Below are 18241 nucleotides of genomic sequence, written 5' to 3'. Positions count from 1 at the left end.
ATGGCCCTTGAGGGACGTCTACGTGATAGATCAGTTGTTTCGTTGCAGCAGGTTCTGCAAGACAGGGGCAAGCACAACGCGCGGTTATGTGATGCGCAAGGCAGATCGCCGGCGCCACATTCCGGACGCGCTTGCAGGGTATCGGCACCCTGCCTAGCTTGACCTGCAATGGCCGCATTCGAAGAGGTACGTGAATGACGATTCGAGTCTACCTGGTGGATGACCACGCACTGGTCCGCACCGGTATGAAGATGATTCTGTCGGGGGAAACCGACATCGAGGTGGTGGGCGAAGCCGAGACCGGTGAGGACGCACTGCGCGAGGTCCGACAGCTGTTGCCGGACGTGGTGCTGTGCGACCTGCATCTGCCGGGCGTGAGCGGCATGGAAGTGACCGAGCGCATCGTCCGCAGCCACCGCAATACCCGCGTGGTGATCGTGTCGGTACTGGAAGACGGCCCGCTGCCCAAGCGCCTGCTCGAAGCCGGCGCGGCCGGTTACATCGGCAAGGGCTGCGATGCGCAGGAACTGCTGCGTGCGGTGCGTGATGTGGCGGCCGGTCGTCGCTACCTGGGCACCAGCATCGCGCAGAATCTGGCGCTGTCGACGGTGGAAGGCAATGGTTCGCCGTTCGACAACCTGTCGCCGCGCGAGCTTGAGGTGGCGCTGTTGCTGACCCAGGGCCTGCGCCAGGAAGACATCGCGCGGCGCCTGAGCCTGAGTGCGAAGACGGTCAACACGCACAAGGCGCGGCTGTTCGAGAAGATGGGGATCCACGACAACATCGCGTTGGCGCGGATGGCCAGCCAGTACGGGCTGGTGGATCCGGCACGGCCGCTGTAGGGGATTCGGCCAACGGCTGAGTCCCTCGCGGTGTGCGGCAGGATTCGTGTGGTTGGCCCTGCGGAGGGATTGCGCAGGGGATGCCGTGAATCCATCCCTGGAGGCTCGGGCGCGCCATCCATGGCGCTTACGCCCCTGCGCAATCCCTCCGCAGGGCCACGGACAGTTTCCGTGCGCGTCCACCGCGGAATGAAGAAGGAAGAGCAGGAGCGGGTCGCGCGCTGCGCGCGCTCGTAGTTGGGGGTCGGATCCCTTTCCCGACGGGAAAGGGATCCGACCCCGATCCTCTTGTCAGTGGCCGCGAACGCGCTTGATGATCTTCGCGGCGTCGGCGGCGCTGGCGCGCACCTTGTCCCATTCGCCGTCGGCGATCCAGTTGCCCGGCACCATCCACGAACCACCGATGCAGACCACGTTCTTCTGCTCAAGGTACTCGGCAGCGGTATTTTCGGTGATGCCACCGGTCGGGCACAGCTTGAGGTCGGCGACCGGGCCGGCCAGGCCCTTGATCATTGCCAGCCCGCCTACGGCCGTGGCCGGGAACAGCTTGCACACGCGGAAGCCGCGCGCGTAGAGCGACAGCAGCTCGGTCGGCGTGGCCGCGCCCGGTACCACCGGCAGCGGAGCAGCGGCCAGTGCATCAGCCAGCGCTGGCGGTGTGCCCGGGGTCACCAGGAAATCCGCACCCGCGTCGATGGACTGCTGCATCTGCTCCACAGTCAGCACCGTGCCCGCGCCCACCACTACATCCGGCAGCTCACGCTTGAGCATCGCCAGCGCTTCCATCGCCACCGGCGTCCGCAGCGTCAGCTCGATGGCCGGCAAACCACCTTCCAGCAGCGCCGCACTGACCGCCCGCGCCTGGTCCAGCGTATGAATCGTCACGACCGGCAGGATGCCCGCCGCATGCAACAGCTCCGCCGCCTTCACCTGATGTTGTTCGATACCCATGCTTTTGCCCTTGCCTTTGCTCTTCTTGATTCAGTGGCCGCAGCGCAGATGACGCGCCGGGAATTGTCCAAGGGCAGTAGAGCGCCCTGGCCGGGACCGTGAGCGGCATGGATGCCGCGATCGAGCCCCCATGGATGGGTTTACGGCGTGTCCCGGCCAGGGCGCTCTACTGCCCAGGCCGGGAAGCCTGCCGCGGCTTTTCGCTTCAGGCGTCCTTCGCCTCATGCGGCGCCGCCGCCGCGGCCGCATCGTGCCCCAGCTCATACTCCGCGTCGTAATCCCACGGCCCGCCATCGGCCGCCGCCGGCCCGCACGAAATCGAGATCGCCCCCTGGTCCGCCGGACCCACCACGCGACGGTTGATCGCGAACAGATTGCGGCCCAGATCATGCGCGGCCGGCGCGGTGTTCGGTGCCAGCGAACGTGCGGCCCATTCCGCCGCATCCACCAGCACTTCCAGCGTGCCAGCCTCGCCATCCAAGCGGATCATGTCGCCTTCGCGCACCTTGGCAAGCGGGCCACCACGCGCCGCTTCCGGCGTCACATGGATGGCCGCCGGGATCTTGCCCGAGGCGCCGGACAGGCGGCCGTCGGTGACCAGCGCCACGCGCCGGCCCTGGTTCTGCAGCAGGCCCAGCAGCGGCGCCAGCGAATGCAGTTCCGGCATGCCGTTGGCACGCGGGCCCTGGTAGCGCACCACCGCCACGAAATCCTGCGGCAGCAGGCCACCGGCGTGCAGCTTGTTCAACACCTGCGGTGCATCCACCACCACCGCCGGTGCTTCGATCGTGCGGTACTGCGGCTTCACCGCCGACAGCTTGATCAGCGACTTGCCCAGGTTGCCGCGCAGCAGGCGCAGGCCACCTTGGTGTTCGAACGGGTTGTCGACACCGCGCACCACTTCGTCATCGGCGCTGCGTTCCAGGCCTGGCAGGTAGACCAGCTGGCCGTCGCGCAGCTGCGGTTCGCGCGCGTAGTCGGCCATGCCGCCGCGCGCCACGCTCACGAGGTCGCCGTGCATCAGGCCGGCCTTGATCAGCTCGCCGAACACGAACGCCGGGCCGCCGGCCGCAGCGAAACGGTTCACGTCGGCATCGCCGTTCGGATAGACGCGGGCCAGCAGTGGGATCAGCTGCGACAGCTCGTCGAAATCGTCCCAGGTCAGCACGATGCCGGCGGCACGTGCCACCGCGATCCAATGGATGGTGTGGTTGGTCGAACCGCCGGTGGCCATCAGCGCGATGACCGCGTTGATGATCGCGCGCTCGTCGATGATGCGGCCCAGCGGACGGAAGTCATCGCCCAGCGCGGTGATGTCCAGCGCGCGTTCGGTGGCTTCGCGGGTCAGTGCATCGCGCAGCGGCGTGCCCGGGTTGACGAACGACGCACCCGGCAGCTGCACGCCCATCGCTTCCAGCAGTACCTGGTTGGAATTGGCGGTGCCGTAGAAGGTGCAGGTGCCGGCGCCGTGGTACGAGGCGGACTCGGCTTCCAGCAGTTCTTCGCGGGTGGCTTCGCCGGCAGCATAGCGCTCGCGGACTTCGGCTTTCTGCTTGTTCGGGATGCCCGGGGTCATCGGGCCGGCCGGCACGAACACCGCCGGCAGGTGGCCGAAGGCCAGCGCGCCGATCAGCAGGCCCGGCACGATCTTGTCGCACACGCCGAGGTAGACGGTGGTGTCGAACATGTCATGGCTGAGCCCGATGGCGGTCGCCTGTGCGATCACATCGCGCGAGAACAGCGACAGTTCCATGCCGCCACGGCCCTGGGTGACGCCGTCGCACATCGCCGGCACGCCGCCGGCCACCTGCGCGGTGGCGCCCAGTTCGCGGGCGATCTCGCGGATCTGCTCGGGATAGGTTTCGAACGGCTGGTGCGCCGACAGCATGTCGTTGTAGGCGGTGATGATGCCCAGGTTCGGCGTCACGCCACCGCGCAGGCGGCTCTTGTCGGTGCCGCCGCAGGCGGCGAATCCGTGGGCGAGGTTGCCGCAGCTCAGGCGGCTGCGGAACGGGCCCTCGCGCAGGGAGGCGTCGATCGCGGCCAGATAGGCGGCACGCGAGGCGGCGCTGCGGCGGATGACGCGCTCAGTGATGGCTTGCAGTTGCGGATGGAGGCTCATTGGCTACCGGCGTTCGTGGTGGCGAGAGGCAAGCGGCGGCATGCGCCGCCGCCGACATCAATCAGCCCAGTGGACGCGCAGGCGCGCGCCGTCCAGGTTGATCGCATTGAGGATCGGGTACTGCTGGGCGTTGTTGCTATCCAGCGCCTGGCGCAGCACCTGCAGCTTCTGCTTGCCGCGCAGCAGCAGCAGGCGCTGGCGGCACTGGCGCAGGCCGTGCGGGGTCAGCGTGATGCGCAGCGGCCACTGGTTCGCGCCCGGGCAGCCGGTGGCATCCAGCGCTGCGTAGGGCAGGGTGCTTTCCAGTGCACGGGCCAGGTCCTTCGAACCCGGGAACAGCGAGGCGGTGTGGCCGTCGTTGCCCATGCCAAGTGCCACCAGGCTCGGCGGTTGGCTGTGCTGGGCCTGCAGGTTGGCGGTGTAGACGCATTCCGGCAGCGGCTTGCCAATCCGCACAAGCGGATCGAAGTGGGCACCCTCGGCGCGCTTGAGCAGGTGTTCGCGCACCAGCCAGGCATTGCTGTCGCGATCCTGCGGCGACAGCCAGCGCTCGTCGGCCAGGCTCACTTCAACCCGGTCCCAGTGCACGTCCAGTTCGGCCAGCGCCTGATACACCGGTGCCGGCGTGGTGCCACCGGACAGCAGGATGCGCGCGCGGCCCACTTCATTGATGTCGTGGTTGAGGGTCTGCGCCATCTCGGCGGCTACCGCTTCGATCCAGCCATCGGCATCGCCGTGGTGGATGAAATCGATGCGGTCGTCGTGGAAGGTGGGGCTCATGCGGCAACTCCTGGTGCGTCACGTTCGGCGTCGGCGGCATAGGCAGCGGCGCCCAGCAGCCCGGCGTGAGGATGCATCACGGCCAGCGACGGAACCCGCGCCATGATCGAAGAGAACCGCCCCTTGTGTTCGAAGCGCTGGCGGAACCCGGAGTGCTGCAGTGAATCGAGCATCTTCGGGGTCAGTCCGCCGGTCAGGAACACGCCGTCCCAGGCGCCTTGGGTCAGTACCAGGTCGCCGGCAATGGCGCCGAACACCGCGCAGAACACATCGACGGTGCGCATTGCCTGCGGATCGCCATGCAGGGCGCGGGCGGTCACGTCCACCGGTTGCAGCTGGCCCGGATCGATGCCGGCCATCTCGCACACCGCGCGATGGATGTTGACCAGGCCGGGGCCGCAGATCAGCCGCTCGTTGGAGACGCGCCCGAACTGCTCGGAGAGGATCTCCAGGATGCGGATCTCTTCCGGAGTACCCGGTGGGAAGCTTACATGGCCGCCTTCGGTTTCCAGCGGATAGCAGCGGCCGTGACGCAGGATCAGACCACCGACACCGAGGCCGGTACCCGGCCCGATCACCGCGTAGTTGCGCGGTTGGCCCGGCTTGCCCGGCACCCAGGCGGCACCGCCCACCTGGACCACGTCGTCGGGTTGCAGCAGCGAGATCGCCATCGCCTGCGCGGCGAAGTCGTTGATCAGGTGCAGTTCGTTGAAGCCCAGCATTGCTGCGGTACGGCTGCGCGAGATCACCCACGGATGATTGGTGATGCGTGCCTCGTCGCCGTCGACACGCCCGGCAACCGCGAACACGCCGCGGCTTGCGGTGGCACCGATCTGTTCCAGGTGGTGGTGCGCGGCATCCCCCAGCGACGGGAACTCCGTCACTGCGTATTCGCGGATGCTCTCCTTCAGCAATGGCGCGTCCAGCGAGGTGTCGGCCAGGGCGAAGCGCGCATTGGTGCCACCGATGTCGGCGACCAGCACCGGCTGCGAGCTGGCACTCATGCCGAGGCTCCGCTGTCCGGTGCGTCCACGCCCTGCGGCAGGAACTCCGTTGCGTTGCTCGGGCCCCACTGGCCAGCGGGGTAGGGTTCGAGCGGCAGCTTGGCTGCCTTCCAGGCATCGGCCACGCTGTCGATCCACGCCCAGGCGGCACGCACTTCGTCGTCGCGCACGAACAGGGTGTGGTTGCCGTTGAAGGCGTCCAGGAACAGGCGTTCGTAGGCGATGCGGCGATGAAGGCCGGTCGGCACCGACAGTTCCAGTTCCAGCGGATGCAGTTCCAGCGCGCCCCATTCCGGGCCGGCCAGGCTGCTCATCAGGCCCAGTTCGATGTTCTCCTGCGGCTGCAGCTGGAATACCAGGCGGTTCGGCGCGGCCTGCGCACGCTGCGGGCGCTCGAACAGCCAGTGGGTGACCGGCTTCAGCGTGACCACCACGCGGGTGGTGCGTTCGGGCAGGCGCTTGCCGGTGACCAGGTGGAACGGCACGCCGCTCCAGCGCCAGTTGTCGATATGCGCGGTGACGCCGGCGAAGGTTTCCACGTCGCTGCCTTCCGGCGGCTGGTAGGCCTGGGCCGGCTGGCCGTTGATGCTGCCGGCGGTGTAGCGGCCACGGATGCTGTCACGCGCGGCGTGCCTGGCATCGAGCGGACGCAGCGCACGCAGTACCTTGACCTTTTCGTCGCGGATGCGGTCGGCTTCCAGCGAGGCAGGCGGCTCCATCGCCACCATGCACAGCAGCTGCAGGATATGGCTCTGCACCATGTCGCGCAGCGCACCGGAACGGGCGTAATAGGCATCGCGGCCATCCACGCCTTCACTCTCGGCCACCAGGATGTGCACCGATTCGATGTAGTTGCGGTTCCACACCGCTTCCAGCAGCGTGTTGCCGAAGCGCAGCGCGATCAGGTTCTGCACCGCCGCCTTGCCCAGGTAGTGGTCGAGGCGGAACACGCGGTCCTCGTCGATCCACTGGCCGATGGTGGAGATGATCTCCTCGGCGCTCTCGCTGTCGCTGCCGATCGGCTTCTCCAGCATCAGGCGTGCCGGTGCGGCAAGTGCGCCGCCCTTGGCCAGGCCTTCGCAGGTGGAGATGTACAGACCCGGCGGGATGGCCAGGTAGCTGACGCACTTGCGGTGCACCAGGTCGGAGACCGCGGCGGCAACCGAGTCGACGTCGCGCAGGTCCACCGAACGGTAGTCGATGCGGCGCAGCAGGGCACTGATGTCGTCCTGCGTGGCCATCGGCATGGCCTGCTGCAGGCGCGGGCGCAGGATGTCATGGAAGGCTTCGGTGTCATGCCCGGACAGGGCCAGTGCGCGGATGCGGAAGTCCTCCGGCAGCAGGCCGTCGCCAAGCAGGCGAAGCAGCGAAGGGAACAGGTAGCGCTGGGCCAGATCACCTGTGGCACCGAACAGGAAGAGGGTGTCGTGCATCGCTCGAGTTTCAGATCCGGGTGACATCGTTGTCAATCGCTTCATGGCTGGGTTCGGGGGACATCCGCGCAACTGCCTGTCCGAGGTTCGTCAGGGGCGATCTCCGGGGTAGCGGGAGACCGTTCCATTCGAAACCACTGCCCCGGCGGAAGCTTCGTTCCACCGCCGACGCAGATCGGTGCGCACCGATCATCGGATAGTGCCACGTGAAAACGTTTACATGGCAGAATGGGCAACTGTATTCGATTGCAGTGCTCGCCGTCATGCGGCAAGCGCGCAATCATCACTGCCATCGGGAGGGCCGAGGCAGTCCCAAAAGACAGCCCGGCTTCGGGCGGACCGGATAGGTGATATGGCAAAAGTGCAGTTGCAGGGTGTGCGCAAGGTCTATGACAACGGCCAGGTCGCGGTGAAGGACGCCACCTTCGAGGTCGCCGATGGCGAGCTGATGGTGCTGGTCGGCCCGTCCGGCTGTGGCAAGTCGACCCTGCTGCGGATGGTGGCTGGCCTGGAGGAGATCAGCGGCGGCACGCTGAGCATCGGCGACCGCGTGGTCAACGACGTGGCGCCGAAGGACCGCGACATCGCCATGGTGTTCCAGAGCTACGCGCTGTACCCGCATATGACCGTGGCCGAGAACCTGGCCTTCGGCCTGAAGTTGCGCGGCCATGACAAGGCCACCATCGACAAGCGCATCGCCGAGGCGGCGCAGACGCTGGGCCTGACCGAGATGATGGACAAGCTTCCCAAGGCGATGTCCGGTGGCCAGCGCCAGCGCGTGGCACTGGGCCGTGCGCTGGTGCGCGAGCCGGCGGTGTTCCTGCTGGACGAGCCGCTGTCCAACCTCGACGCCAAGCTGCGCCACAGCGTGCGCACCGAGATCGCGCAGCTGCACCGCAAGCTGGGCACCACGATGATCTACGTGACCCACGACCAGGTGGAAGCGATGACCCTGGGCCAGCGCATCGTGGTGCTGAAGGACGGCATCATCCAGCAGATCGATACGCCGATGGCGCTGTACGACCGCCCGGCCAACCTGTTCGTGGCCGGTTTCCTCGGCAGCCCGGCGATGAACGTGCTGCGTGGCACGCTGCAGGGCGACGCCGGTGGCGTGACCGTGGTCGACGGCGACTGGCGTGCACCGCTGGGCCAGGCCACGATCGATCCGGCGTGGCTGCAGAAGCCGATCGCGGTGGGCGTGCGTCCAGAGCACCTGCAGCCGGCGACCGCCGACGATGCGCATGCGTTCAGCGCGCGCATTGAAGGCATCGAACCGGTCGGCAACGAGATATTCGTCAACCTCAGCAGTGGCCAGCACGCGCTGACCATGCGTGTGGCGCCGCAGGCGTTGCCTGCGGTGGGCGAGGACATCCGCGTAGCGATCCACCCGCAGGGCCTGCATTTCTTCAACGCGGAAACCGGCGAGCGCCTCTGACCCTGTAGAGCCGAGCCCACGCTCGGCTGTATTTCATGGAGAAGCCGAGCATGGGTTCGGCTCTACAGAAGGTGGGTTCAGTAGATCGACGCCATGCGTGGATGAAGCGGTAGCGCCGGGCCGTGCCCGGCGTGAACCTCAGCGTGCCAGGCCATCCAGCAACGGCACGCGCTGCGCCACGGCGCCACCCACCTGCAGCTCGGCGTCGCCGGCCTCCAGTGGCAAGACCGCCAGCGCCAGCTCACCGGCCACGCTGGCAATCGTGCCCAACGCGACGCCGTCCTGCTGCACGCCATCGCCGGCCTGCGCCGGTGCGGCTGTCTGAAGCAACTGCACCGCACGCTTGGCCTTGCCGAGGAAGTGGGTGCGGGCAACGATTTCCTGGCCCGGGTAGCAGCCCTTCTTCACGCTGTAGCCGTTCAGGCGGTCCAGGCCCAGCTGCTGCGGGGTCCACACTTCGCGCTGGCTTTCCTCCAGCCGCGGAAGGCCGTAGCGCAGGTCGGACTGGCGCCAAGCCAGGGCGAAAGCGGCCTCATCGGTTTTGCTGCCGGCGGCAAAGGCATCAGCGGCGCCAATTCGCAGGGTGCGCGGCAGTGCGTCGCTGCCCAGATCCAGTTCCCAGTCGTCCGCTGCAGCGTGCGCAATCGCGGCGCCGCTGGCGGCCTCCGGCGCAGTGAACGCGCCGGCCACGGCCAGATCGCTGCGCACCTGCACCTTCACCTTGCGACGGAACACGAAGCGCTGCAGTTGCGACGCAATCGCATCGGCATCGCCGTCGGCCAGCACCAGCATCACGTGGTCCTCGGCCAGCCGAAGCAGCTGGAACACCGCCAGGGTGCGGCCCTTGGCGCTCAGCCAGGCACTCCACTGCCAGTGCTGCAGGGGCAGGGCGGTGACATCGCTGCTGAACTGGGCGTGGGCGAAGACAGCCGCATCCGGGCCTTGCAGGCTCAGCAGCTGGTGGCCGGGCAGGCGCGGATATCCGACGAAAGCAGGGGGCAGGTTGTCAGGCACGTGAACGAGGTCTAAAATTTGTGCGTTGCGAGACCGAACATGATAGGCCAAACAACCCCCACTCCCGACGACGAATCTGAAGCCCCGCTGGTCCCTGCGGCACCCGTGCCCGTGGAACAGGAAAAGGCGGAGGAATTCGGCGGCCGCGGCGGACTTGATCCGGTGCGGTATGGCGATTGGGAGAAAAACGGACGCTGCATCGATTTCTGATCAGCATTGAGCCAACGCGGCCGCGTGCCGCCCAGCCGAGACAACGAGCCCAGCGAATGGCGACCAGACAACGCCCACTTTCCCCGCACCTTCAGGTGTATCGCTGGCAGATTCAGATGGCCACCTCGATCCTGCATCGAGCTACTGGCATCTTTCTGTCTGTTGGTGCCCTCATCATCGCTGCCGGCCTGCTGGCGCTGATGATGGGGCCCGAGTCCTGGAACTGCTTCACCGGCCATGCCGGGGCCTGGTATGGCCGCGTGTTCCTGTTCGCGTGGACATGGTCGTTCGCCTATCACCTGTGCAATGGCATCCGCCACGTCGTGCAGGACTTCGCCATTGGTTTCAGCATCCCCGCCTTCATCCGCAGCAGCTGGCTGTCGGTCATCGGCAGCCTGGTGATCACCCTGCTGGTGTGGGCCTATGTGATGTTCGGAGGTGCCGCGTGAGCAAGTTCCGTACCCCGTTGAAGAACGTGCGCGGCCTCGGTTCGGCCAAGACCGGCACCGAGCACTTCGTGCACCAGCGCCTGACCGCCGCCGCCCTGGTGGCACTGGGCATCTGGTTCCTGGTCTTCGTGCTGGGCCTGCTGGGCTCGGACTACGCGACCGCCGCCGCCGCCGTGGCCAAGCCGTGGAACGCCGTGCCGCTGATCGGCCTGCTGATCGCCATGTTCTGGCACGCGCAGCTCGGCATGCAGGTCGTGCTGGAAGACTACATCCACGAATCGCTGCTGGCCCTGGTGCTGCAGACCGCGGTGAAGTTCGTCGCCGTGCTCGGCATGATCGTCAGTGTGTTTGCGGTGGGCCGCATCGCCCTCGGCGTTGCCTGAGCCCAGGCACCTACACAGGAATCCAGATTAGATGTCCGCTTACAAGATCACCGAACACAAGTACGACATGGTCGTGGTCGGCGCCGGCGGTGCCGGCCTGCGCGCCACGTTCGGCCTGGCCGCCAAGGGCCTGCAGACCGTGTGCCTGACCAAGGTCTTCCCGACCCGCTCGCACACCGTTGCCGCCCAGGGCGGTATCTCGGCCGCACTCGCCAACATGGGCGAGGACGACTGGCGCTACCACTTCTTCGACACCATCAAGGGGTCGGACTGGCTGGGCGACCAGGACGCCATCGAATACATGTGCCGTGAGGCTATCCCGGCCATCATCGAGCTCGAGCACTACGGCGTGCCGTTCTCGCGCACCGCCGAAGGCAAGATCTACCAGCGTCCGTTCGGTGGCATGACCACCAAGTACGGCGAAGGCCCGGCGGCGCAGCGTACCTGCGCGGCGGCCGACCGTACCGGCCACGCGATGCTGCACACCCTGTACCAGCAGTCGCTGAAGCACGACGCGCGCTTCATGATCGAGTACTTCGCACTCGACCTGATCTTTGACGATGAGGGCGCGTGCCGCGGTGTGCTGGCCCTGGACATGTCCGACGGCACTCTGCACCTGTTCCGCGCCCAGGGCGTGGTGCTGGCTACCGGCGGCTACGGCCGTGCCTACTTCAGCGCCACCTCGGCGCACACCTGCACCGGCGACGGTGGCGGCCTGGCCATGCGTGCCGGCATCGCCATGCAGGACATGGAGTTCGTGCAGTTCCACCCGACCGGCATCTACGGCGCCGGTTGCCTGATCACCGAGGGTGTCCGCGGTGAAGGTGGCATCCTGCGCAACAGCAGCGGCGAGCGCTTCATGGAGCGCTACGCGCCGCATTACAAGGACCTGGCCTCGCGCGACGTGGTCAGTCGTTCGATGACCATCGAGATCCGCGAAGGCCGCGGCGTCGGCGAGCACAAGGACCACATCCTGCTCGACCTGACCCACCTCGGCCCGGGCGTGATCGACGAGAAGCTGCCGGGCATCGCCGAGAGCGCCCGCATCTTCGCCGGCGTCGACGTGCACAAGCAGCCGATCCCGGTCATCCCGACCGTGCACTACAACATGGGCGGCATCCCGACCAACTACCACGGCGAAGTGGTGCAGAAGGTCGGCGACAACGACAATGCCGTGGTGCCGGGGCTGTACGCCATCGGTGAAGCGGCCTGCGTGTCCGTGCACGGCGCCAACCGCCTGGGTTCGAACTCGTTGCTGGACCTGGTGGTGTTCGGTCGTGCGGTGGCCAACCGCTGCGCCGAGACCATCAAGCCGGGCGCTTCGCACAAGCCGCTGCCGGCCGATGCCTGCGACAAGGCGCTGGGCCTGCTGGACAAGCTGCGCCACGCCAACGGCGATACCCCGACCTCGGTCATCCGCGATCGCATGCAGCGCACCATGCAGGCCGACGCGGCCGTCTTCCGCACCAGCCAGACGCTGAAGGAAGGCTGCGAGAAGATGGACAAGATCTTCGACTCGTTCCAGGACGTGAAGGTCTCCGACCGTTCGCTGGTCTGGAACTCGGACCTGATCGAGACCTACGAGCTGAACAACCTGCTGCTCAACGCGGTGGCGACGATCAACTCGGCCGAACAGCGCAAGGAAAGCCGCGGCGCGCATGCGCACGAGGACTATCCGGACCGCGACGACGTCAACTGGCAGAAGCACACCCTGGTCAGCGTCGACGAGAAGGGCAAGTGCAGCTTCGACTACCGTCCGGTGCACATGTACACGTTGACCGACGACGTGTCCGTGGTGCCGCCGAAGCCGCGCGTGTACTGATCCGACCCCGCCTACCATGCAATCCGCGCCCACGGGCGCGGGCCGCCTGAGCCAACGAGAGCAGCCATGGCCGAGTTTTCACTCCCCAAGAATTCCAAGATCACGAAGGGCAAGCACTTCCCCGTCAAGAACGGCGGCAAGAACGTGCGCACCTTCAAGATCTACCGCTGGAGTCCGGACGACGACAGCAACCCGCGCACCGACACCTATGAAGTCGATCTGGACGCCTGTGGCCCGATGGTCCTGGACGCCCTGATCAAGATCAAGAACGAGATTGATCCGACGCTGACCTTCCGCCGCTCCTGCCGCGAAGGTATCTGTGGTTCGTGCGCGATGAACATCGACGGCACCAACACCCTGGCCTGCACCCGAGCCATCTCGGACTGCGGCAAGAAGGAAGTGCCGATCTACCCGCTGCCGCACATGAACGTGGTCAAGGATCTGGTTCCGGACCTGACCCACTTCTACGCGCAGTACGCCTCGATCAAGCCGTGGATCCGCACCCAGACCCCGGCACCGCCGGACCGCGAGCGCCTGCAGTCGCCGGAAGACCGCAAGAAGCTGGACGGCCTGTACGAGTGCATCCTGTGCGCCTGCTGCTCGACCAGCTGCCCGAGCTACTGGTGGAACGGCGAGCGTTACCTCGGCCCGGCGATCCTGCTGCAGGCCTACCGCTGGATCATCGACTCGCGCGATGAGGACACCGGTGCGCGCCTGGACGATCTGGAAGATCCGTTCAAGCTGTACCGCTGCCACACCATCATGAACTGCGCCCGGACCTGCCCGAAGGGCCTGAACCCGGCGTTGGCGATCGCCGAAATCAAGAAGCTGATGATGGAACGCCGCGCCTGATACGGTCCGGCTGTACCGGGTAGAGCCACGCCACGCGTGGCTGCACCACCTCAGTAGAGCCACGCCATGCGTGGCTTTGCTGTATCTGGAGAAACACGATGGAAGAAGACGTTCTGCTGAAGAAGCTGCGCTGGCGCTGCCGCCGCGGCATGCGCGAGCTGGACCAGCTGTTCGGCCGTTACCTCGACCACGAATGGAGCGCTGCGCCGACAGAAGAGCGCGAGGTTTTCCTGTTCCTGCTCGACTGCGAGGACGATAGGTTGTGGCGCTGGTTCATGGGCTATGAGGCCTGCCCGCATGCGCACGCAATCCCCCTCATGCAGAAGATCCTCGCCCTCAAGCCTTGAGTGGCGGCCCTCACGGCTGCAGGCCGCGGCCCAGCTGGCGGTGCTGCTGGCCGCCCCCTGGCTGCTGCGCGCATCGGACCTGCCGCCGCGCCTGCTGATGCCCGCGGTACTGCTGGCCTGGGCCATCGGCGTGACCGAACTGGCCTGGCGACAGCGCAGGCCACGTGTGCAGGTGCTTCTGCCGGCGCCAGCCGAACCGCTGCAGGTGGCGGGGAAGGAGGTGGCGGCGCCGCAAATGGTGGTGCGCGGCCCCTGGCTGCTGCTGCTCTGGCGTGAGGATCGGCGCCGCCGGCGCCTGCTGTTCTGGCCGGATGTGCTCGATTCCGGGCAGCGACGTGAACTGCGACTGGCCGTCGCCGCACGCAGCGTTTCCCGTCGGCCCCGGTCGATGGCACCATAAGCTGAATTGACCGGCGTGCCTGCATGTTCAAACCCATCCCCGTGGCCATCGGCCTGCGCTACCTGCGCGCCAAGCGCCGCAACGGCTTCATCTCCTTCATCTCGATGGCATCGATCCTGGGCATCGCGCTCGGCGTCACGGTGCTGATCACCACCCTGGCGGTGATGAGCGGTTTCCAGAAGGAAATCCGCAGCCGCCTGCTGCAGATGACCGCGCACACCACCATCAGCCGCGACGGCGAGCCGATGCCGGACTGGATGCGGGTGGTCGACGTGGCCAACAAGGATCCGCGCGTGGCCGGTGCCGCGCCGTACATCGAGATCCAGTCGATGATCAGCGGCCCGCGCGTGCAGGGCGCGATCATCCAGGGCATCGATCCGGCGCTGGAACCGAAGGTGTCGGTGATCGACAAGAAGATCACCAAGGGCAGCTATGACAGCCTCAAGCCGGGCAGCTTCAACGTGCTGCTGGGCAAGGAGCTGGCGATCTGGCTGGGCGTGGACGTCGGCGACCAGGTGCTGGTGACCTTTGCAGAAGTGCAGGGCACGCCTGCCGGCGCGGTGCCACGGATGAAACGCTTCACCGTCAGCGGCATCTTCGAGGCCGGTTACAACGAAGTCGACCGTGGCGTGGGCTTCGCCAACATGCAGGACCTGGAGCGCGTACTGCGCAGCGACGGCGCCACCGGCGTGCGCCTGAAACTGCACGACATGGACCGCTCGCTGGAAGTGGGCGTGGATCTGGCGCAGAACCTCGGTGGTGCCTACCGGGTGAGCGACTGGACCCAGCAGAATGCCAACCTCTACCACTCGCTGCGCATGGAGAAGGTGGTGATGGGCATCCTGCTGTCGCTGATCATCGCCATGGGCGCCTTCAACCTGGTCTCCTCGCAGGTGATGCTGGTGACCGACAAGCAGGCCGACATCGCCATCCTGCGCACCCTCGGCCTGACCCCGGGCGGGGTGATGCAGGTGTTCATGGTGCAGGGCTCGCTGATCGGCATCTTCGGCACGCTTGCCGGCCTGATCGGTGGCATCACCCTGACCCTCAACCTGGAGCGCATCCTCGGCGCCATCGAGAGCGTGTTCAACGTCAAGCTGATGCCGGAGGATGTCTACTACATCACCGGCCTGCCGACCGACATGCAGACCGGCGACGTGGTGGCGATTACCGTGGTCGCACTGCTGATGAGCTTCCTGGCCACCCTGTACCCCGCCTGGCGGGCGGCACGCACCCAGCCGGCGGAGGCCCTGCGTTATGAATAAGGTCTTCAACCGCGGCGATGAAGTGATCCGCGCCGAAGCACTGGGCAAGACCTACGCCGAAGGGCGCATGCAGACCCCGGTGTTCGATGGCCTGGACCTGACCGTGACCGCCGGCGAAACGGTGGCGATCATCGGTGCCTCCGGCGCCGGCAAGAGCACGCTGCTGCACCTGCTGGGCGGCCTGGACATTCCGACCGCCGGCGAGGTCTACGTGACCGGCCAGCGCATGTCGGCGCTGTCGGACACCGCGCGAGGCCTGCTGCGCAACCAGGCACTGGGCTTCGTCTACCAGTTCCATCACCTGCTGCCGGAGTTCACCGCGCTGGAAAACGTGATGATGCCGGTGCTGCTGGCCGGCACCGCGGTGGCCGAGGCGAGCAGCCGCGCCACCACGCTGCTGGAAGCGGTCGGCCTCGGCCACCGCCTCGATCACAAGCCAGGCGAACTGTCCGGTGGTGAGCGCCAGCGCGCCGCCGTAGCTCGTGCACTGGTCAATCATCCGGCCTGCGTGCTGGGTGACGAGCCGACCGGCAACCTGGATGACCGCACCGCCGGCACCGTGTTCGATCTGATGCTTGAGCTCAACCGCGCACGGCACACCAGCCTGGTGCTGGTCACCCACGACCGGAGCCTGGCGCGTCGCCTGGACCGGGTGCTGGAGTTGCGCGAAGGGCGCCTGCACGCGCTGGCCCACGCCGACGTCTGAGGCGCTGGGCCCGCTTTGGTGGAAGCCGACCTTGGTCGGCTGCTCCTGCAGGGCAAGCGCCAACCAAGGTTGGCGTCTACCGGAATCCGGCGTTCCGGGCCCGCTTTGATAGAGGCCGACCCTGGTCGACCAGGGAAGCCGCCGACCAGCGGCTGAATGGGGCTGCCGGTCGTCGCGCCGGCGTTGCCAGGCCAGGCGCATGATGGCGGCAGTTCCCCGAGGAGATCGCCATGAAGACCCCGCTTCTGCTGGCCGGCCTCTGCCTGGCCCTGGCCGCCTGTGCCACCACCGGTCGGATCAGCAGCACTGAAAAACTGGCCCTGTACCGCGCCCATGCGGGCGCGCCACAGAATGACATGCAGTTCTTCGGCAGCCTTAATGGCTGGACCGAACTGGGTGACAGCGCGCTGGCGGTGTGGACCCGGCCCAGCGAGGCTTATCTGCTGGAGTTGAGAGGCCCCTGCCAGGACCTGCCGTATGCCACCGCCATCGGCCTGACCAGCCAGATGAACCGTGTCTCGGCGCGCTTTGACAAGGTGCTTGTGCGCGACCCCACCGGCGGCCCGCGCATGCCGTGCTTCATCGACAGCATCCGCAAGCTGGACGTGAAGGCACTGCGCGCCTCCGAGCAGGAGCTGCGCCAGGCGCAGGTGCAGGAGCGCGAGGAAGCCACGAAATAGCGGTTGTGCCGGCCGCTGGCCGGCATCGCACAGATGCCAGGTTGCCGGCCAGCGGCCGGCACTCCCTGTGGGTCAGGCTTCCGGCACGAAGCCAGCCGGCTTTTCCGCGTCCTTCTCGAACAGGAACTTGACCAGTTCGCCTTCCAGGAACGCGCGATGCTCCGGCGTGCGCGGCGACAGCCGGTTCTCGTTGATCAGCATGGTCTGGTGCACCAGCCACGCGGCCCAGGCCTGCTTGCCGATGTTGTTGAAGATGCGCTGGCCCAGCTCACCGGGGTAGGGCACGAAGTCCAGGCCCTCGGCATCGCGTTGTTCGTACTGGCAGAAGACGGTTCGGGGCATGGCACTCACTCGTGGTTGCGGGATTTCTTGGAGGTTCGTTTCGGCGTCTTGATCGTGGCGCCGTCGAGCAGTTTGCGGATCGGCGCCGGAAGGCCCAGCGCGGGCAGTTCGTCGACAGCCACCCAGCGCAGCGTGGGTTCTTCCACGCGCAGTCCGTGTACCTGCCGTGACAATACCTGCAGATGCAGCTTGTAGTGGCTGAAGGTGTGCTGCAGCACCGGCAGTTCGTCGGCATCTTCCAGCGAGCCGTCGACATGCGTGTCGAACCAGTCCTGCAGGTCACTGCCCGCCTCGGCCTGCGGCAGCGTCCACAGCTGCGCCCAGATGCCGGTGTCCGGCCGCTTCTGCAGCAGCACGCGCTGCTGGGCGTCGCGCAGCAGCAGGGCGACCGCTTCGCGTTCGGGCAGCGTCTTGCTGGGCTTGGGCGTGGGCAGATCAGTGGTGCGGCCTTCACGGCGTGCCACGCACTGGTCCTGCAGCGGGCAGATGACGCAGGCGGGTTTGGCCCGGCTGCACACGGTGGCGCCCAGGTCCATCTGCGCCTGGGTGTAGTCGGCCATGCGCCCTTCCGGCACGTGTGCCACGTGCGCCTCGGCGATGGCCCACAACTGCTTCTCGATGGCCGGCAGGCCGGGGAAGCCGTCGATGCCGTGGTAGCGGCTGAGCACGCGCTTGACGTTGCCGTCGAGGATCGCGAACGGGTCGTTCCAGGCCTGGCTGAGGATCGCGCCGGCAGTGCTGCGGCCGATGCCGGGCAGGGCGTGCAGTGCATCGAAATCGCGCGGCAGGTCGCCGTCGTGCAGTTCCACGCAGCGCTTTGCAGCGGCATGCAGGTTGCGTGCGCGGGCGTAGTAGCCGAGCCCGGCCCACTGCGCCATCACCGCGTCGTTGCTGGCGGCGGCGAGGTCGGGCAGGGTCGGGAAGTGCTGCAGGAAACGCTGGAAATACGGGATGACCGTGGCCACCTGGGTCTGCTGCAGCATGATTTCCGACAGCCAGACCCGGTACGGGCTGCGCGGGTGCTGCCAGGGCAGGTCGTGGCGGCCGTGGTCGTCGAACCAGTGCAGCATGCGGGCGACGAAGTCGTCTTGCTGGGCGGTGTCGGCGCTGGCGTGCGGCTGGCGGGGCATCGATGTTCCAGAGAGGCAGCCACCCGTGGGTTCACCCTTGTAGAGCCACCCCATGGGTGGCCGCACCAGAGTGC

General features: G+C 67.0%; 20 protein-coding genes. 12 read left to right on the top strand and 8 right to left on the bottom strand.

Annotated elements, in window-relative coordinates; genetic code table 11:
* Window positions 1-194: 194 nt before the first annotated feature.
* Window positions 195-842: a response regulator gene (locus tag AASM09_RS14175; protein WP_005409067.1), complete on the top strand. Its 648-nt coding sequence runs from the start codon at window positions 195-197 to the stop codon at window positions 840-842.
* Window positions 843-1133: 291 nt separating this feature from the next.
* Here the strand turns inward: AASM09_RS14175 and eda are convergent, their stop codons facing one another.
* The 5 genes from eda to zwf form a co-directional block, all read right to left on the bottom strand.
* Window positions 1134-1793 (bottom strand): bifunctional 4-hydroxy-2-oxoglutarate aldolase/2-dehydro-3-deoxy-phosphogluconate aldolase, encoded by a 660-nt coding sequence (eda, locus tag AASM09_RS14170; RefSeq protein ID WP_049429315.1) that lies wholly within the window; start codon window positions 1791-1793, stop codon window positions 1134-1136.
* Between the two features lie 205 nt (window positions 1794-1998).
* Window positions 1999-3915, bottom strand: coding sequence for a phosphogluconate dehydratase (gene edd, locus AASM09_RS14165; RefSeq protein WP_049429314.1), 1917 nt, complete (start codon window positions 3913-3915; stop codon window positions 1999-2001).
* A 57-nt stretch (window positions 3916-3972) separates the two neighbouring features.
* A complete protein-coding gene (pgl, locus tag AASM09_RS14160; protein WP_049429313.1) occupies window positions 3973-4695 on the bottom strand; it encodes a 6-phosphogluconolactonase in 723 nt (240 codons plus the stop codon).
* Complete coding sequence (gene glk / locus AASM09_RS14155; protein ID WP_049429312.1) at window positions 4692-5699, bottom strand: glucokinase; 1008 nt, start codon at window positions 5697-5699, stop codon at window positions 4692-4694. The genes pgl and glk overlap by 4 nt, the downstream gene beginning before the upstream one ends.
* Entirely contained in the window at window positions 5696-7132 is a 1437-nt protein-coding gene (zwf, locus tag AASM09_RS14150) for a glucose-6-phosphate dehydrogenase (RefSeq protein WP_049429311.1), read from the bottom strand. The genes glk and zwf overlap by 4 nt, the downstream gene beginning before the upstream one ends.
* 352 nt (window positions 7133-7484) lie before the next feature.
* Here zwf and AASM09_RS14145 point away from each other — a divergent pair, with 352 nt between their 5' ends.
* Complete coding sequence (locus AASM09_RS14145) at window positions 7485-8567, top strand: ABC transporter ATP-binding protein (protein WP_049429310.1); 1083 nt, start codon at window positions 7485-7487, stop codon at window positions 8565-8567.
* A gap of 138 nt (window positions 8568-8705) precedes the next feature.
* On the opposite strand, the gene AASM09_RS14140 is transcribed toward AASM09_RS14145, so the two are convergent.
* Entirely contained in the window at window positions 8706-9581 is an 876-nt protein-coding gene (locus AASM09_RS14140) for a YgfZ/GcvT domain-containing protein (protein WP_049429309.1), read from the bottom strand.
* 39 nt (window positions 9582-9620) lie between these two features.
* Here AASM09_RS14140 and AASM09_RS22235 point away from each other — a divergent pair, with 39 nt between their 5' ends.
* From AASM09_RS22235 to AASM09_RS14095, 10 genes are all read left to right on the top strand, one after another.
* Window positions 9621-9791, top strand: a complete 171-nt coding sequence (locus AASM09_RS22235; RefSeq protein ID WP_005409075.1) for a DUF1674 domain-containing protein — start codon at window positions 9621-9623, stop codon at window positions 9789-9791.
* A 56-nt stretch (window positions 9792-9847) separates the two neighbouring features.
* Window positions 9848-10240, top strand: a complete 393-nt coding sequence (gene sdhC / locus AASM09_RS14135; RefSeq protein WP_005416132.1) for a succinate dehydrogenase, cytochrome b556 subunit — start codon at window positions 9848-9850, stop codon at window positions 10238-10240.
* Window positions 10237-10623, top strand: a complete 387-nt coding sequence (gene sdhD, locus AASM09_RS14130; protein ID WP_049400952.1) for a succinate dehydrogenase, hydrophobic membrane anchor protein — start codon at window positions 10237-10239, stop codon at window positions 10621-10623. Before sdhC ends, sdhD begins: the two co-directional genes overlap by 4 nt.
* Before the next feature lie 31 nt (window positions 10624-10654).
* Window positions 10655-12445 carry a succinate dehydrogenase flavoprotein subunit gene (sdhA, locus tag AASM09_RS14125; RefSeq protein ID WP_049429308.1) on the top strand — a complete coding sequence of 597 codons (1791 nt, stop codon included), beginning with the start codon at window positions 10655-10657 and terminating at the stop codon, window positions 12443-12445.
* A gap of 66 nt (window positions 12446-12511) precedes the next feature.
* Window positions 12512-13297, top strand: coding sequence for a succinate dehydrogenase iron-sulfur subunit (locus tag AASM09_RS14120; RefSeq protein ID WP_005409079.1), 786 nt, complete (start codon window positions 12512-12514; stop codon window positions 13295-13297).
* A 98-nt stretch (window positions 13298-13395) separates the two neighbouring features.
* Window positions 13396-13644, top strand: coding sequence for a succinate dehydrogenase assembly factor 2 (locus AASM09_RS14115; RefSeq protein ID WP_049429307.1), 249 nt, complete (start codon window positions 13396-13398; stop codon window positions 13642-13644).
* The gene (locus tag AASM09_RS14110; protein WP_100443618.1) at window positions 13595-14044 is read left to right on the top strand and encodes a hypothetical protein; all 450 of its coding nucleotides are present in this window, start codon (window positions 13595-13597) and stop codon (window positions 14042-14044) included. The genes AASM09_RS14115 and AASM09_RS14110 overlap by 50 nt, the downstream gene beginning before the upstream one ends.
* A gap of 23 nt (window positions 14045-14067) precedes the next feature.
* Window positions 14068-15309 (top strand): lipoprotein-releasing ABC transporter permease subunit, encoded by a 1242-nt coding sequence (locus AASM09_RS14105; RefSeq protein WP_049427320.1) that lies wholly within the window; start codon window positions 14068-14070, stop codon window positions 15307-15309.
* The gene (gene lolD / locus AASM09_RS14100) at window positions 15302-16015 is read left to right on the top strand and encodes a lipoprotein-releasing ABC transporter ATP-binding protein LolD (RefSeq protein WP_049427318.1); all 714 of its coding nucleotides are present in this window, start codon (window positions 15302-15304) and stop codon (window positions 16013-16015) included. Before AASM09_RS14105 ends, lolD begins: the two co-directional genes overlap by 8 nt.
* 230 nt (window positions 16016-16245) lie before the next feature.
* Window positions 16246-16695: a DUF6491 family protein gene (locus tag AASM09_RS14095; RefSeq protein ID WP_100443617.1), complete on the top strand. Its 450-nt coding sequence runs from the start codon at window positions 16246-16248 to the stop codon at window positions 16693-16695.
* A 72-nt stretch (window positions 16696-16767) separates the two neighbouring features.
* On the opposite strand, the gene AASM09_RS14090 is transcribed toward AASM09_RS14095, so the two are convergent.
* Together AASM09_RS14090 and mutY are read right to left on the bottom strand one after the other, a co-directional pair.
* Window positions 16768-17037 (bottom strand): oxidative damage protection protein, encoded by a 270-nt coding sequence (locus tag AASM09_RS14090; protein ID WP_049427989.1) that lies wholly within the window; start codon window positions 17035-17037, stop codon window positions 16768-16770.
* Between the two features lie 5 nt (window positions 17038-17042).
* Window positions 17043-18167 (bottom strand): A/G-specific adenine glycosylase, encoded by a 1125-nt coding sequence (gene mutY / locus AASM09_RS14085; protein WP_100443616.1) that lies wholly within the window; start codon window positions 18165-18167, stop codon window positions 17043-17045.
* Between the last annotated feature and the right edge of the window lie 74 nt (window positions 18168-18241).

The sequence above is a fragment of the Stenotrophomonas maltophilia genome (assembly GCF_039555535.1).
Lineage (GTDB): Bacteria > Pseudomonadota > Gammaproteobacteria > Xanthomonadales > Xanthomonadaceae > Stenotrophomonas > Stenotrophomonas maltophilia_Q.
This window is presented reverse-complemented; position numbering and strand designations above follow the sequence as displayed.

What these genes read in the sequence shown, in the direction of transcription:
- AASM09_RS14090 (WP_049427989.1), bottom strand. Translation starts at nt 17,037, where the DNA reads ATGCCCCGAACCGTCTTCTGCCAGTACGAACAACGCGATGCCGAGGGC.
- AASM09_RS14110 (WP_100443618.1), top strand. Translation starts at nt 13,595, where the DNA reads ATGCGCACGCAATCCCCCTCATGCAGAAGATCCTCGCCCTCAAGCCTT.
- sdhA (WP_049429308.1), top strand. Translation starts at nt 10,655, where the DNA reads ATGTCCGCTTACAAGATCACCGAACACAAGTACGACATGGTCGTGGTC.
- AASM09_RS14105 (WP_049427320.1), top strand. Translation starts at nt 14,068, where the DNA reads ATGTTCAAACCCATCCCCGTGGCCATCGGCCTGCGCTACCTGCGCGCC.
- AASM09_RS14145 (WP_049429310.1), top strand. Translation starts at nt 7,485, where the DNA reads ATGGCAAAAGTGCAGTTGCAGGGTGTGCGCAAGGTCTATGACAACGGC.
- sdhC (WP_005416132.1), top strand. Translation starts at nt 9,848, where the DNA reads ATGGCGACCAGACAACGCCCACTTTCCCCGCACCTTCAGGTGTATCGC.
- mutY (WP_100443616.1), bottom strand. Translation starts at nt 18,167, where the DNA reads ATGCCCCGCCAGCCGCACGCCAGCGCCGACACCGCCCAGCAAGACGAC.
- glk (WP_049429312.1), bottom strand. Translation starts at nt 5,699, where the DNA reads ATGAGTGCCAGCTCGCAGCCGGTGCTGGTCGCCGACATCGGTGGCACC.
- eda (WP_049429315.1), bottom strand. Translation starts at nt 1,793, where the DNA reads ATGGGTATCGAACAACATCAGGTGAAGGCGGCGGAGCTGTTGCATGCG.
- AASM09_RS14095 (WP_100443617.1), top strand. Translation starts at nt 16,246, where the DNA reads ATGAAGACCCCGCTTCTGCTGGCCGGCCTCTGCCTGGCCCTGGCCGCC.
- zwf (WP_049429311.1), bottom strand. Translation starts at nt 7,132, where the DNA reads ATGCACGACACCCTCTTCCTGTTCGGTGCCACAGGTGATCTGGCCCAG.
- lolD (WP_049427318.1), top strand. Translation starts at nt 15,302, where the DNA reads ATGAATAAGGTCTTCAACCGCGGCGATGAAGTGATCCGCGCCGAAGCA.
- edd (WP_049429314.1), bottom strand. Translation starts at nt 3,915, where the DNA reads ATGAGCCTCCATCCGCAACTGCAAGCCATCACTGAGCGCGTCATCCGC.
- AASM09_RS14120 (WP_005409079.1), top strand. Translation starts at nt 12,512, where the DNA reads ATGGCCGAGTTTTCACTCCCCAAGAATTCCAAGATCACGAAGGGCAAG.
- AASM09_RS14115 (WP_049429307.1), top strand. Translation starts at nt 13,396, where the DNA reads ATGGAAGAAGACGTTCTGCTGAAGAAGCTGCGCTGGCGCTGCCGCCGC.
- AASM09_RS22235 (WP_005409075.1), top strand. Translation starts at nt 9,621, where the DNA reads ATGATAGGCCAAACAACCCCCACTCCCGACGACGAATCTGAAGCCCCG.
- AASM09_RS14175 (WP_005409067.1), top strand. Translation starts at nt 195, where the DNA reads ATGACGATTCGAGTCTACCTGGTGGATGACCACGCACTGGTCCGCACC.
- pgl (WP_049429313.1), bottom strand. Translation starts at nt 4,695, where the DNA reads ATGAGCCCCACCTTCCACGACGACCGCATCGATTTCATCCACCACGGC.